The 14,336-nt window shown below is 60.4% G+C and carries 11 protein-coding genes; 10 read left to right on the forward strand and 1 reads right to left on the reverse strand.

Translation table 11 applies throughout. The annotated features are described in order from the left end of the window. The first annotated feature begins 170 nt into the window (after nt 1-170). The 5 genes from DWZ01_RS05015 (at nt 171) to DWZ01_RS05035 (ending at nt 5,931) form a co-directional block, all read left to right on the forward strand. Complete coding sequence (locus DWZ01_RS05015) at nt 171-1,544, forward strand: 6-phospho-beta-glucosidase (RefSeq protein ID WP_117583084.1); 1,374 nt, start codon at nt 171-173, stop codon at nt 1,542-1,544. Nucleotides 1,545-1,709: 165 nt separating this feature from the next. Continuing rightward, the gene (locus DWZ01_RS05020) at nt 1,710-2,462 is read left to right on the forward strand and encodes a hypothetical protein (RefSeq protein ID WP_117583083.1); all 753 of its coding nucleotides are present in this window, start codon (nt 1,710-1,712) and stop codon (nt 2,460-2,462) included. Nucleotides 2,463-2,637: 175 nt separating this feature from the next. Next, a complete protein-coding gene (locus DWZ01_RS05025; protein ID WP_117583082.1) occupies nt 2,638-3,834 on the forward strand; it encodes an MFS transporter in 1,197 nt (398 codons plus the stop codon). Nucleotides 3,835-3,987: 153 nt separating this feature from the next. After that, entirely contained in the window at nt 3,988-5,364 is a 1,377-nt protein-coding gene (locus DWZ01_RS05030; RefSeq protein WP_117848297.1) for an alpha-amylase family glycosyl hydrolase, read from the forward strand. A 3-nt stretch (nt 5,365-5,367) separates the two neighbouring features. Next, nucleotides 5,368-5,931, forward strand: a complete 564-nt coding sequence (locus tag DWZ01_RS05035; protein ID WP_117790129.1) for a DNA-deoxyinosine glycosylase — start codon at nt 5,368-5,370, stop codon at nt 5,929-5,931. 1 nt (nt 5,932) lies between these two features. Here DWZ01_RS05035 and DWZ01_RS05040 read toward each other — a convergent pair whose 3' ends face one another. Continuing rightward, nucleotides 5,933-6,595 carry a hypothetical protein gene (locus DWZ01_RS05040; protein ID WP_117790128.1) on the reverse strand — a complete coding sequence of 221 codons (663 nt, stop codon included), beginning with the start codon at nt 6,593-6,595 and terminating at the stop codon, nt 5,933-5,935. Between the two features lie 93 nt (nt 6,596-6,688). Between DWZ01_RS05040 and DWZ01_RS05045 the strand changes: the two genes are divergently transcribed. The 5 genes from DWZ01_RS05045 (at nt 6,689) to DWZ01_RS05065 (ending at nt 14,331) form a co-directional block, all read left to right on the forward strand. After that, nucleotides 6,689-7,825, forward strand: coding sequence for a pyridoxal phosphate-dependent aminotransferase (locus DWZ01_RS05045; protein ID WP_117790127.1), 1,137 nt, complete (start codon nt 6,689-6,691; stop codon nt 7,823-7,825). Nucleotides 7,826-8,328: 503 nt separating this feature from the next. Beyond that, a complete protein-coding gene (gene rplJ, locus DWZ01_RS05050) occupies nt 8,329-8,850 on the forward strand; it encodes a 50S ribosomal protein L10 (protein WP_055250258.1) in 522 nt (173 codons plus the stop codon). A gap of 102 nt (nt 8,851-8,952) precedes the next feature. Beyond that, on the forward strand, nt 8,953-9,330 hold the full coding sequence (rplL, locus tag DWZ01_RS05055; RefSeq protein WP_006235005.1) for a 50S ribosomal protein L7/L12: 378 nt from the start codon (nt 8,953-8,955) through the stop codon (nt 9,328-9,330). 314 nt (nt 9,331-9,644) lie between these two features. Next, entirely contained in the window at nt 9,645-10,553 is a 909-nt protein-coding gene (locus DWZ01_RS05060) for a UTP--glucose-1-phosphate uridylyltransferase (RefSeq protein ID WP_117786148.1), read from the forward strand. A gap of 349 nt (nt 10,554-10,902) precedes the next feature. Then, complete coding sequence (locus DWZ01_RS05065; protein ID WP_233506176.1) at nt 10,903-14,331, forward strand: DNA-directed RNA polymerase subunit beta; 3,429 nt, start codon at nt 10,903-10,905, stop codon at nt 14,329-14,331. Nucleotides 14,332-14,336 lie beyond the last annotated feature (5 nt).

Below are 14,336 nucleotides of genomic sequence, written 5' to 3' on the forward strand. Positions count from 1 at the left end.
CTCCCTTCCCGCCGGACGTGTGCGGCCGCTTCCGTTGCGTAAATAATAACTCCTTGGGGAATTCCTTTCCTGCCTTGCAGCCGGGGCGGGAAGCGGCCCTCCATGCTGGATACAATATCCATACACAGGCGAACCATGCAATATTGAATGTGCTAATTGGGGGTTTCGATATGAAACTTACGGTCATAGGGGGCGGTGGCGTCCGCTCCATGTTTTTGGCAAAGAGCATAGCCCAGCAGGCGTCATCGCTTGGAATCGATGAACTTGTGTTTATGGACAATGATCCCGAGAAGCTGCGCATCTACGGTGGCCTTGCCGCCCATGTCTCGGGCATGCTTTGCCCCACGCTTAATTTTTCACTGACGGGCGATGCAGTCGAGGCCGTTAAGGACGCCGATTACGTGATCACGACGATTCGCGTCGGTGGGGACCATATGCGCGTTCGCGATGAGCGCATTGCTCTTTCACATGGGGTTCTTGGCCAGGAGACGACTGGCGCAGCCGGCGTGTCTTTTGCCATGCGCTCCGTCCCTGCGCTTGCTTCGTATTGCGAGTTAATCAAGAAGTACGCAAAGCCGGGCGTCAAGGTGTTTAACTTTACTAATCCCGCTGGCGTCGTATCTCAGGCCCTACGCGATATGGGCTATGATTTTACTTATGGCATTTGCGATGCCCCCTCGGGCATGTTGCATCAGTTTGCCGAGTATAAAGGCGTTGATCCCGCATCGGTTCAGGGCGAGTGCTATGGACTCAACCACCTCTCGTTCTTCCGCAATGTGACGGTTGACGGCGAGGACATCATGCCCGACTTGATCCACGACGACGGGGCATATGCTCATACAGATCTTAGGTTCTTCGAGAAGGACCTCGTCCTAAATCGCGGATGCGTGCCAAATGAGTACCTATACTATTTCTACTATCGCGAGCGCGCCGTTGCCAACGTTCTCTCTTCGCCCCAGACGCGCGGCGAACTAATTGAAGAAATTAATCGAGAAATGACGAGCGAGCTTGCATCTATCGATATTGAGAACGACTTCGAAAAAGGCCTCGCGTGCTTTGAGAAGTGGTACGGAATGCGCGAAAACAATTACATGGCGGCCGAGACGGGTATTCATCGCGACAAGCCGTGGACGTTTGACGTGTACGGCAAAGATGCTGGCGGATACGCAGGTGTCGCGCTCCGTTTCATGGATATTGCTCGCTCTGGCAAGACGCAGCAGATGATCCTGTGCACCCCCAACAATGGCGCCATCCCCGGCCTTCTCGATACAGATGTCATTGAGTCAACGTGCGATATCTCCACCGATGGCTGTGTACCGCATCGCGTCGAAGCCGATTCTGTGCCCGCGGGAAACCTCGAATTGATTCGTCGCGTCAAGTACTACGAGCGCACCGTGGCGCGTGGCATCGTTAACCGATCGAAGCGCGACATTGTCGAGAGCCTCGCGATGCACCCGCTCGTTAATTCGTACTCCTTGGCGAAAGATATCGCCGCGCAGTACTTTGAGCTTAACCGCGACTACATCGACGGCTGGACAGACTAGTCTGGACGTTAAAACTAGAAATCATGGATGGGCGGACCGGCGTTTATATTGGCGCTCGTTCGCCCTGCCTAGTAAGAAAACGGGTATAGAGTGAACTTGCGAGAGAACTTCAATGTCTTTCTGGAATCGGGCGATCGGGCGAAGGGATGCCGGAGTGGCTGCACGATGGCGTTATATATCCCCTTGTTTGTTATGAGCGCGCTTCAAATTGGTGTATCAAACGTTGCAACTGAGCTCGCCTATATCAATCCGTCCATTACGCTTATTTGCACTGTGGTCGCGGCCTTTTTAAACCTGCTTCTATCGAATGTGGCTTTTTCATTATTTGCCGTCGACCGGTCCAAAGAGACGGTGCAACCTGCTCGAACCCCTCCGGTTTATCTCTTGGCCTCGACGGTTCCCCTCCAGATTTCTGGGGCGCTGCTAATTTATTTGGTTCACTTGATTTTATCGGCAATTGTAGTCTTTGCCTCGCTTGCGAGCAGCCAGCTCGGGGTGTTGTGCTCGCTTGTGGTGGCAGTAATCGTGACGCTTCTTTCCGCGTCGTTCGTATTCGTGTTAATTGAAGATGCGGACGTGGAGCAGAGGGGACTACGAGGCATTCGGTTTGCACCACGCTACATCATGCGTTCGGTCACGGTGCTTCGTTCCTCCTGCAGGGAAATCGCGCGTCCCGCAACGCTGCTGGTGGCATGGAACCTGGTTGCAAGTTGCGCTATCCAGGTTCTTGTTGGATGGGTAGTTTCGAGTGCGGCGCTGCCGTCGGCACTTTCAGTGACGGCGCTTGTACATGAGGGACTTTATTATGGGGCGTTTGCTTATATGCTGCTTTTGCTAGTTCATTGTGCGGTTGCGAGTTGGCTCGAAATTGACGTGCTCATGGGGGTGTCCTTGTGCGTATCCGAGCAGGCGCGATAGCCCGAAGATGAAGCCGCGTTTTCGACATTGAGTTTCTGCGTACCTTGCTTTCTAAGCAGAATTGGCGCGCCATCTGTTAACGATCGTTTTCCAAGAATTCTTTTGTTGCTCATTTTATAGACTTCTCATTGCTATAATCGCCCACCGCTCTAGATGATCGGAGAGGTTTTCCTATATGGCTCAAACAAAGCAAGGTGGTATCGCACTCAGGCAGTGGCTCCCGCTTATCGGGCTCGCCTGCTGCGCGTTCGTGTTCAACACGTCGGAGTTTATGCCCATCGGCCTTCTGACTGATATCGCCGCATCGTTCTCGCTCACCGAGGCCCAGGCAGGCATCATGATCTCGGTCTATGCTTGGGGCGTCATGCTGCTGTCGCTGCCGCTTATGGTGTTTGCCTCGCGCTTTGAGTTCAAGCGGATGCTGCTGGGCGTGCTTGCCGTGTTCTCGCTGGGCCAGTTCCTGTCCGCCGTGGCGCCGACCTATCCCATTCTGGTCTGCGCACGCCTGGTGGTTGCCTGCGCGCACGCCGTGTTCTGGTCGGTCGCCTCGATCATGGCGTCGCGTCTGGTTGACACGCGCCATGGGGCACTCGCCATCAGCATGATCGCCACGGGCTCTTCCATCGCACAGATCTTTGGCCTGCCCCTCGGCCGCGCCATTGGCCTGGCCGTGGGCTGGCGTATGACGTTTGCCGTGGTCGGGGCCTTCTCTGCCGCCGCGGTGGTGTACCAGGCAGCGGTGTTCCCGGCCATGCCGGCGGGTGAGCGCTTTACCGTTAAGCAGCTGCCCGAGCTGCTCAAGAACCCGTTCCTGATCGCGCTCTACGCGGTCACGGTCTTTATGGCGACCGGCTATTACGCAAGCTACAGCTATATCGAGCCCTTCCTGGCGCAGGTCGCGCACGTCGATGCGGGCGCCATCACCATGACGCTGACGGCGTTTGGCTTCTCCGGTCTGGTGGGCAGCTGGCTGTTTGGCCGCCTGTTCGACGGGCACCGGTTCCCATTCTTGGCTATTACGCTCTCCGGTGTGCCGGCGGCCCTGCTGCTCATGGGTCCGGCCGCATCGTCGCTCGCGGCGGTGCTTGCCGTCTGCGCGCTATGGGGCTGCTGCTCCACGGCCTTTAACGTGGCGTTCCAGGCCGAGCTCATCAAGTACACGCCGGCGGATTCGTCGGCCGTCGCCATGTCGATCTTCTCGGGCCTGTTCAATCTGGGTATCGGCACGGGCACCGCGATCGGCGGCGCCGTGGTGTCGGGCCCCGGTATCGCTTGGATTGGCTTCGCGGGCGGGGCGATTGCCGTCGTGGGCGTCATCCTCGCCATCACCGTGCTGCTCCCAGCCATCCGCCGTGCCAAGCCCGTCGCCTAATCACGTCCCCTCATCAGTTGCGGTGGAATAGTTCCTGTTTAAGGCCCCTGAAGGCCCAAGCAGGAACTATTTCACCGCAACTTATTTTGGGGAAGGGGATGCAAGCTGGGCATACAATGGGTAGCGTTGTGTTGAGCTTACTGGGAGGCTGTTATGTGGGCATACGAGACGACGTTCTATCAAATCTATCCGCTGGGCTTTTGCGGAGCTCCGCGCGAAAACGCCGCGCCCGTTGCCGAGGATGAGCTCGCCCAGGCTGCCAACGCCGCGCCCAACCCCGATGCGCCCATCATGAAGATCGCCCAATGGGCCGACTACCTGCAAAAACTCGGTATTGGCGCCGTGCTGATCAACCCGCCGCTCGAGTCTGATAGCCACGGCTACGACACGCGCAGCCTGCGCCATATCGACCGTCGCTTGGGCGGGGATGCCGACTTTGCCGCCGTATGCGGCACGCTGCATGCCCACGGCATCCGCGTGGTGCTCGACGCCGTCTTCAACCACGTCGGTCGTGGCTTTTGGGCCTTCCGCGATGTGCAGGAGCACAAGTGGGACTCGCCTTACAAGGATTGGTTCCACATCAGCTTTGACGGCGACTCGTGCTATGGCGACGGCTTTTGGTACGAGGGCTGGGAGGGCCATTTTGAGCTTGTGAAGCTCAATCTGCAAAATCCCGCTGTGGTCGATTACCTGCTCGAGTCCGTACGCCGCTGGGCCGAGGTCTTTGGCGTCGACGGTCTGCGCCTGGACGTCGCCTACATGCTCGACCGCGATTTCATGCGTCGTCTGCATAGCTTTGCCCGTGAGCTCAAGCCTGATTTCGTGCTGATCGGCGAGACACTCCACGGCGACTACAACCAAATCGTCAACGACGAGATGCTCGACTCCTGCACCAACTACGAGTGCTACAAGGGCCTGTACTCCAGCTTTAACTCGGTCAACATGTTCGAGATCGCTCATTCGCTGCATCGCCAGTTTGGCGGCGATCCGTGGTGCATCTACCGTGGCAAACACCTGCTGTCGTTTGTCGACAACCACGACGTGCCGCGCCTGGCAAGCATCCTCACCGACAAGTCGTGCCTGCGTCCCGCCTATGGCATGCTCTTTGGCATGCCGGGCATCCCGTGCGTCTACTATGGCAGCGAGTGGGGAATCGCTGGCGGAAAGGGCGGCCCCGATGGCGACTGGGCGCTGCGGCCTGCGCTCGATGAGCCCGCGCCCAACGAGCTGACGGCGTTCATCACGCAGCTCGCGCACCTGCGCTCGGCCGACGATGCGGCGGCACGCGCTCTCAACTACGGCGCGTACCGCAACGTGGTGATTCAGAACAAGCAACTGTTGTTTGAGCGCGCCTGTGACGGCGCGACGGTGCTCGTGGCGGTGAACGCCGTGGACGAGCCTTACACCTTTGGCGCCGGCGAGCTCAACGGCTCCTTTGTCGATTTGCTTGCCGACGATGCACCCACGGTCGAGCTGGCTGGCTCCCTTGAGCTTGCGCCCTACGAGGTGCGTTATCTGTTGAGGGCCTAGGCCATGGCTGCTGCCGACGAGGGCTATCAACATATTGAGCATGGGTTTGAACCCATGTTTGACGAGCGCTCGCGCGTTTTGGTGCTGGGGTCGTTTCCCTCGGTGCTCTCGCGTGCCAATGCCTTTTATTACGGCAACCCTCAGAATCGCTTTTGGCGCGTGATGGCCGCGTGCCTCGGTGTGCCCGTGCCGCCCAACGAGGGAGACTTTTTGGCGAGCGGCGAGCCCGCGACGCTCGACGCCTCGATTGCTGCCAAGCGATCCATGCTGCTCAACGGCGGTGTGGCCCTGTGGGACGTGATCGAGAGCTGTGATATCAAGGGCTCAAGCGACGCGAGCATTCGCAACGTTGTGCCGGCACATATCGAGCGCATTACCGGCGCAGCCCCCATTGAGCAGGTGATATGCAACGGTGGTACAGCTGGCCGGCTCTACAAGCGCTATCTACAAGAACACACCGGGCTGCCCGCTATCGTCCTGCCCTCGACAAGTCCCGCCAATGCCGCCTGGCGCCTGGAGCGTCTTGTTGAGCGTTGGCACGAAGCCGTTGACTGGGCTGTTATTTAATTTAGATTTTTGTTTGAGCGTGGGTGCCCAGACGTTTTAGAACGCCTCGCCAGATCGGCGCGGGCACGGCTGGCTCGGCGCAAACCATGCCGTCGGCGTCGACGTTGGCGGCATTGCCACCGCCAAGTCGCTGTGCATGCTTGACGGAGCAGCCCATGCGCACAGCGCCCACAAGCTTATCCATCGCTTCCGAAAACGGTCGCCGCAAGAGTCCCATGCGCGGGGAGCGACGAAGCGCCGCAATGCCGCTGCCGGCGCAGATGGCAACGCCGCCACACCACAATTGGTCATGGCGCTCACATGCCTTGTGCAGGCGAACGGCGGCCCCACGCGCCTGCTCAGTGCCCTCTTGTGCGGCTCGAATCGCGGCATAGACGCGCGTTCCCGTACCGCCAAAGCGCTCGAGCGTCTGCTCGATAGCTGTCAACGTCTCATCGTCAGCCACATCTTCAATGGCCAGCACGATGCCATCGGCAACGCTGCCGGCGTCATTTGCCTTCAAGTCGACTGGGAGGGGGAGTGTAGTGCCGGAAAGCTGTGCATAGGCGGCGATGGCATCCTGCAGGTCCCAAAGCAAAAACTCAAGATCGGCGCTATTGGGAATGCTGATATACGCAATGGTTTGCAGCGTTTTTGGTACATCGCCGCGCGCGGTCGTCTCCATGCCATCTCCTTTCCGGCTCGTTTCCGTTTAGGTTACACCGTCTGGTGGCGCCCCGCCGCGCTATCCTAGTGCAACCCTTACGAAAGGAACGCCATGCGTCTGCCCATGAATACCTCGCTTGCCACGCTCAAGCCCTCCGGTATCCGCCGGATCAACGCGCTCGCCGCCCAGCATCCGGGGTGCATCGCGCTCGCGCTCGGCGAGCCCGATTTTCCCACGCCCGATGTGATTAGCGCCGAGGTGACCGCCGCACTGGACCGCGGTGACACGCACTATCCGCCGAACAACGGTCGCCCCGCCCTGCGCGAGGCGTTATCTGCCTACATGGGGGACGCGGGCCTTGCGTTTTCGGCCGACGAGGTCATCCTGACTGATGGCGCGACCGAGGCCCTGTCGGCAACATTCATGGCTATGCTCAACCCCGGCGACGAGGTCATTATCCCCACGCCGGCCTTTGGCCTGTACGAAAGCATCGTCGTGGCCAACCACGCCAAGGCGGTCTTTTTGGATACGGAGCCTGCGCAATTCCAGATCGATGAGGAAGCGCTGCGCGCTTGCGTTACGCCGGCGACCAAGGCCATCGTCATCTGCTCGCCCAACAATCCTACGGGTTGCATCCTCAATACGGCGTCGCTCGACGCCGTGGCGCGCGTGGCAGACCAGGCGGGCATCTACGTAGTCTGCGACGACGTATACAACCGCCTCGTCTATGTGGACGGCTACGAGCGCTTCGCCCAGCGACGCCCGGAGCTGCGCGAGCAGACGGTCGTCATCGAGAGCTTCTCCAAGCCCTGGGCCATGACCGGCTGGCGCCTGGGTTGGCTCGCGGCAGCGGCACCCGTCATCGCCGAGATCGCAAAAGCTCACCAATACCTAGTATCGAGCGCCGTCTCCTTCGAGATGGACGCCGCAGCCCGAGCCCTGACTGTCGACCCAACCCCCATGCTCAAAGTCTACCGAGCCCGCCGCGAACGCGTACTCGCAGCCTTAGACGCCATGGGCCTCGACGTAGTGGAACCGGCAGGCGCCTTCTACGCCTTCCCCAGCATCAAACAATTCGGCCTGACAAGCGAAGACTTCTGCATCAAAGCCATCAAAGAGGCCAACGTAGCCCTAGTCCCGGGCGACTGCTTCGGCACCGAAGGTCATATCCGCCTAAGCTACTGCGTCTCCGACAAAGACCTAGACGAAGGCCTCCACCGCCTGTCCACCTTCGTTTCAACCCTGTAGCCATCAGGGACGCAACGCATCAGCCTACCGACATAAGGGTTATGCGTGGGGCGCGTCGCTCAACGGGCGCGAGGATTCGCAGCAAAGTTACCGCAGCTCCGGTCCGAGGGGCCGGGTTGAGATTTTCGTAGATTCCGCACGAGCCGAAGGCCACTTAATGTGGCCTTCGTGCGAGCCAGGACTTGACCGAGCGAAAATCTCAACCCGGCCCCTCGGACCGGAGCGTATGCAGGGTTTGTGTACGAATCCTCGCACCCGTTGACCGACGCCAGGGTCCCCGACATAATACTTTCGGTTCACGCACGAATCCGCTGCCAGAGACAGCCGGTGCAAACGGGCATCGCCCGCGAGCTTAATGGGATATCCCGCCAGCCGAGGTGGTCGAGTAGATATGTCTTCTCGCCCCCGTCGCTCATGCAGCGCGGGGGCTTTCTTTTTGGACATGCCCCCGTCACGTCCTTGTGGCGGACCGTGCCCGGAAAGAATTCGAGGAGGTGTAATTCATGCCCCAGCAGTACAAAATCGACAAGGTTGCAGAGATCGAGTCCCGTATCGCCGAGAACGCCGGTCTGTTCGTCGTCAACTACAACGGTCTGACGGTTAAGCAGGCTCAGGAGCTGCGTCATCAGCTTCGCGAGTGCGGCGCCGAGATGAAGGTCTACAAGAACAACCTGGTCAAGATCGCTCTCAAGAACCAGGAGCAGCCCGAGATCGACGAGATCCTCGCCGGCCCCGTCGCTTATGTGTTCTACGAGACCGAGCCGGTCGAGGCCGCTAAGGCCCTTAAGGACTTCTCTGCTAAGTCCAAGGGCGTCCTTGAGATCAAGGGCGGTATCTCCGACGGCAAGGCCGTTTCCGCTGATGATGTTAAGGCTATCGCCGAGCTGCCCACCAAGGATCAGCTTCTCGGCCAGATTGCCGGTCTCATCTCCGGTTTCGCTCGCGACATCGCTGTCTGCGTCAACGGCGTTTCCTCTGGTCTCGCTCGTTCGATCCAGCAGGTCTCCGAGCAGAAGGCAGCCTAGTTGCTGTTTTCACCCGCGGCGGCAACGCCGCACCCCTGGCGCATTCGCGCCGTGTTTTAACTGATCTCCGTGCATCCGCACGGAAACCGAAAGGACTTAGAAATGGCTAAGCTTACCACCGATGAGATCATCGATGCTCTTAAGGAAATGACCCTTCTCGAGGCTTCCGAGCTCGTCAAGGCTATCGAGGACACCTTCGGCGTTTCCGCCGCTGCTCCTGCTGCTGTTGTCGCCGCTCCCGCTGCTGGCGCTGCTGAGGCCGAGGAGAAGACCGAGTTTGACGTCGTGCTCGAGGGCTTCGGCGACAACAAGATCCAGGTCATCAAGGCCGTCCGTGAGCTCACCAACCTTGGCCTGAAGGAGGCCAAGGAGGTCGTCGAGGGCGCTCCCAAGGCTGTTCTCGAGGGTGCCAAGAAGGAGGACGCCGAGGCTGCCAAGGAGAAGCTCGAGGCTGCTGGCGCTGCTGTCACCCTCAAGTAATCAGGCTTTCTCGCCAGATTCCTTTGCAGACGGGGTTCGCATTGCGAGCCCCGTCTTTTTTGTTTATCGGTCCCTCGGCATCGGTTGCTCAAACTGCCATGTTCTGTGATTTGGGTCGTATCGGGTGCCCTGCCGTTGGGCAATAAAATTGCACCATTCGAGCAATAATTTGCGTTGACCTGCTGAAGAATTGTCTCTGCCTTGTAGCGACATATAGTTCCAGCGGTAAGATGCTTGAGTATCGCAATTTGGTCTGCGGCTGTGTGCCGCACGCATGGGGCGCTTTTGCGCCTGCGAAAGGATCTTTGAATAACATGAAGGCAATCATCCCCGCCGCCGGTCTTGGCACGCGTTTTCTGCCTGGCACCAAGTGCACGCCCAAAGAGATGCTGCCGGTGCTCGACAAGCCCGTCATTCAGTACGTCGTCGAGGAGGCGCTCGAGCCCGAGGAGGTCGACGATGCCATCATCGTTACTTCTCCCGGTAAGCCCGAGCTACTGAACTACTTCCAGCCTGATCGCTCGCTCGAGAACCTGCTGCGCGAGCGCGGCAAGAACGCCTATGCCGATGCCGTCGCCCACGCTGGCGGTATGCCGGTCGACTTCCGTTATCAGTACGAGCCCAAGGGCCTCGGCCATGCTATTCGCTCTGCTGCCGACGCCGTGGCAGGGGAGAACTTCCTGGTTCTTCTGGGCGACTACGTTGTGCCTAATCGCGACATCTGCGACAAGATGCTCGCCGTTTCCAAGGAGCACGGTGGCGCTTCGGTTATCGCCGTCGCTGCTTGCTCGCCCGAGGAAGTCAGCCGCTACGGCGTTATCGCCGGCGAGCGCGTCGGTTCGCTCGAGGGCGCCGAGGGCGTTGCCGATGCCGAGCCGGGCGCTGTCTGGCGCATCGGCGGTCTGGTCGAGAAGCCCGCTCCCGAGGCGGCTCCGTCCAACCTGTACATCGTCGGTCGCTACCTGCTGAGCCCGCTGGTCATGGACTTGCTGGCAGATCAGCAGGCCGGCAAGGGCGGCGAGATCCAGCTCACCGACGCCATGGCCCGTTCGCTCGACCGCGAGGCCATGTACGCCGTCGTCATCGACCCGCTGTCGGGCTACGACACTGGCACTCCCTCTGGTTGGATGGCCACTAACGCCCTCATGGCTGCAAACGACCCCCGCTTTGCCGATGCCTTCTGGGACGCCATCGACGAGCGCGGCGGATTGATGCGCAAGTAAGCCTTCGGGCACCGACATTTACGGGCGTGGACCTCGGTTCGCGCCCGTTTTTTATAAGAGCTGCGATTGCTGCTCTCTGTTCACAGAAAATATATGAACAGATGTTCGATATACATACATCTACCTGCGTGTTTTCTGTCGAAAAACTTTGCTACTCCAAAAACTCAATCGCGTCAAGACTTTTCTTGCCCAACAGTCGGTACCTGATAAACTATTAGGTTGCGATAACTGGCGAAGCCATGCCTCGCCAACCCACCGAGCATTTCCGTGAAGGAGGAAAAACCTGGTGACCTACGCATACACTGCCACTGAGCGCAAGCGCGTCAGCTTCGGGAAAATCCCGGAGGCCATGGAGCTCCCCAACCTTATCTCTGTTCAAAGGGAATCCTTTGAGCGTTTTAAGGACGAGGGCCTTCGTGAGGCGTTCAAGGAATCCAGCCCCATCCAGAGCCAGAACCATGTTCTCGAGGTTACCTTCGGCGAGCATCAGTTCGGCGACCCCGCGCACACCGTCGAGGAGTGCCGCGAGAAGGATATGACCTATCAGGCTCCGCTTCTGACCGACGTCCGTCTCACCAACAAGGAGACCGGCGAGATCAAGGAGCAGCTCGTCTTCATGGGCGACTTCCCCATGATGACCGATCAGGGCACCTTCATCATCAACGGTACCGAGCGTATCGTCGTCTCGCAGCTCGTCCGCTCCCCGGGCGTGTACTACAGCTCCGAGATGGATTCGGGCAAGCAGATCTACAAGGCCCAGATCATCCCGTCCCGCGGTGCCTGGCTTGAGTTTGAGGTCGACAAGCGCGACCAGCTCATGGTCTCCATCGACCGTAAGCGCAAGCAGAGCGCCACGATGTTCCTGCGCGCCCTTGGCATCGCCGTCACCAACGACGACATCATCGAGCTGCTCGGCAACTCCGATGTGATCAAGCGCACCCTGGAGCGCGACACCGCCCTCACTCGCGAGGACGCCCTCATCGAGATCTACCGTCGCCTGCGCCCGGGTGAGCCTCCCACCGTGGACGCTTCCCGCAGCCTGCTCGAGGGTCTGCTCTTTAACCCGCAGCGCTACGATCTGGCCCGCGTCGGTCGTTACAAGGTCAACAAGAAGCTCAACCTCACCACCGAGGAAGAGGTCACGGTGCTCACCGACGAGGATATCGTCGCTACGCTGCGCTACCTGCTGTCCCTCGCTGCCGGCGAGCAGGGCTTCAAGGTAGACGACATCGACCACTTTGGCAACCGCCGCATCCGTACCGTCGGCGAGCTCGTCGCCAACCAGTTCCGTATCGGCATGAGCCGTATGGAGCGCGTCGTCCGTGAGCGCATGAGCTCCCAGGACATCGACGAGATCACCCCGCAGTCGCTCATCAACATCCGCCCGATCGTGGCCTCCATCAAGGAGTTCTTCGGTTCCTCGCAGCTCTCGCAGTTCATGGACCAGGCGAACCCCCTGACCGGTCTGACCCACAAGCGCCGTCTGTCCGCGCTCGGCCCTGGTGGTCTTGCCGGCCACAAGTCCGGCTCCAGCCGCCGCACCAACGTGCCGACGGCCGTCCGCGACGTTCACAACTCGCACTACAGCCGCATGTGCCCGATCGAGACCCCCGAAGGCCCCAACATCGGCCTGATCGGCTCGCTCGCCCTCTACGCCCGCGTCAACGAGTACGGCTTCATCGAGGCTCCGTTCCGTCGCGTCGAGAACGGCGTTGCCACCGACCAGATCGACTGGATGACCGCTGACGAGGAAGAGAAGCACGTCATCGCGCCGGCCAACACGCCGCTCGATCCCAAGACCAACGAGTTCATCACGACCGATGCCGAGGGCAAGCTTGTCCGCCCGCACACCGTGATCGCCCGTACCCGCGACTTCGACGGCTCCTTCGGCGCTCCCGCCGACGTGCCCGTCGAGGACGTTGACTACATGGACGTCTCGCCGCGTCAGATGCTCTCCGTCGCAGCCACGCTGATTCCGTTCCTCGAGCACGACGACGCTAAGCGTACGCTGATGGGCGCTAACATGCAGCGTCAGGCCGTGCCGCTGGTTCACCCCGCCGCTCCCTATGTCGGTACCGGCATGGAGCGCCGCGCCGCTCTGGACTCCGGCGAGGTCACCCTGGCCAAGAACGCCGGCGAGGTCATCTTTGCCGACGCCGCCAAGATCATCGTCAAGCATGCCGGTGGCATGGACGAGTATCACCTGGCCAAGTACCAGCGCTCCAACCAGTCCACCTGCATCAACCACCGTCCGCTCGTGCGCGTCGGTGACACCGTTGAGCAGGGCGAGCCCCTGGCTGACGGTCCTTCGACCGATCATGGCGAGCTCGCACTGGGCCAGAACCTCACCGTGGCATACATGCCGTGGGAAGGCTTTAACTACGAGGACGGTATCGTCGTGTCCGAGCGCCTGGTGGCCGAGGACCTGCTGACGACCATCAACATCACCCGTCACGAGATCGACGCCCGCGACACCAAGCTTGGCCCCGAGGAGATCACCCGCGAGATCCCGAACCTCTCCGAGGACATGCTTGCCAACCTCGACGAGGACGGCATCATCCGCATCGGCGCCGAGGTCGGCCCTGGCGACATCCTGGTCGGCAAGGTCACGCCTAAGGGCGAGAGCGCTCTGACCGCCGAGGAGCGCCTGCTGCGCGCCATCTTCGGCGCCAAGGCCCACGACGTCCGCGACACCTCCCTTAAGATGCCTCACGGCGCTTACGGCCGCGTTATCGACGTTGTCCGCTTTAGCCGCGAGAACGGCGACGACCTGGCCCCCGGCGTCAACGAGCAGGTGCGCGTCTACGTCGCCCAGCGTCGTAAGATCCAGCAGGGCGATAAGATCGCCGGTCGCCACGGCAACAAGGGTGTTATTTGTAACGTTCTGCCGGTCGAGGACATGCCCTACATGGCTGACGGTACCCCGATCGACGTTATCCTCAACCCGCTGGGCGTTCCTTCGCGTATGAACGTCGGCCAGCTGCTCGAGTGCCACCTTGGCTGGGCTGCTGCCTGCGGTTGGGATACCGAGCAGGCCGACTCCGACAAGTACGTCCCCGGTCCGTTCTTCACCGCGACGCCCGTCTTCGACGGCGCCAAGGAGGACGAGATCGCCGAGGTCATCCGTCGTGCCAACAAGAACATGCTCAACAAGGCCACCGCTGCCTTTGGCGATCACATGCGCCCCGAGTTCGTCACCCAGCTTGACGAGCGCGGCAAGACCCGTCTGTTCGACGGCCGTACCGGCGAGGAGTTCCGCGAGCCCATTACCGTGGGTACGTCCTACATCCTCAAGCTCGGCCACATGGTCGACGACAAGATCCACGCCCGTTCGACTGGCCCTTACAGCCTGGTTACCCAGCAGCCTCTGGGCGGCAAGGCCCAGTTCGGCGGCCAGCGCTTCGGCGAGATGGAAGTTTGGGCACTGTACGCTTACGGCGCTTCCAACGTCCTGCAGGAGATCCTGACCGTCAAGTCCGACGATACCGTGGGCCGCGTCAAGACCTACGAGTCCATCGTCAAGGGCGAGAACGTTCCTGTCCCGGGTATCCCCGAGTCCTTCAAGGTTCTCGTCAAGGAGATCCGCTCCCTCGCGCTGGACATCGAGCCCATGCACGATGCCGACGAGGACGCCTCCGCCCCTGTGACCGCCGAGGAGACCTCTGCTCTCGACGACCTGGCTGCGCTCGCCGGCGTTGACACCGACGTCGAGGCCGAGGATGCCGAGACCGCCGAGGCACCCGAGGCTGTCGCCGCCACGACCACTGATAAGGAGTAGTTGAC

Origin of the sequence: Collinsella sp. AF28-5AC (assembly GCF_003457875.1) — a bacterium.
Classification (GTDB): domain Bacteria; phylum Actinomycetota; class Coriobacteriia; order Coriobacteriales; family Coriobacteriaceae; genus Collinsella.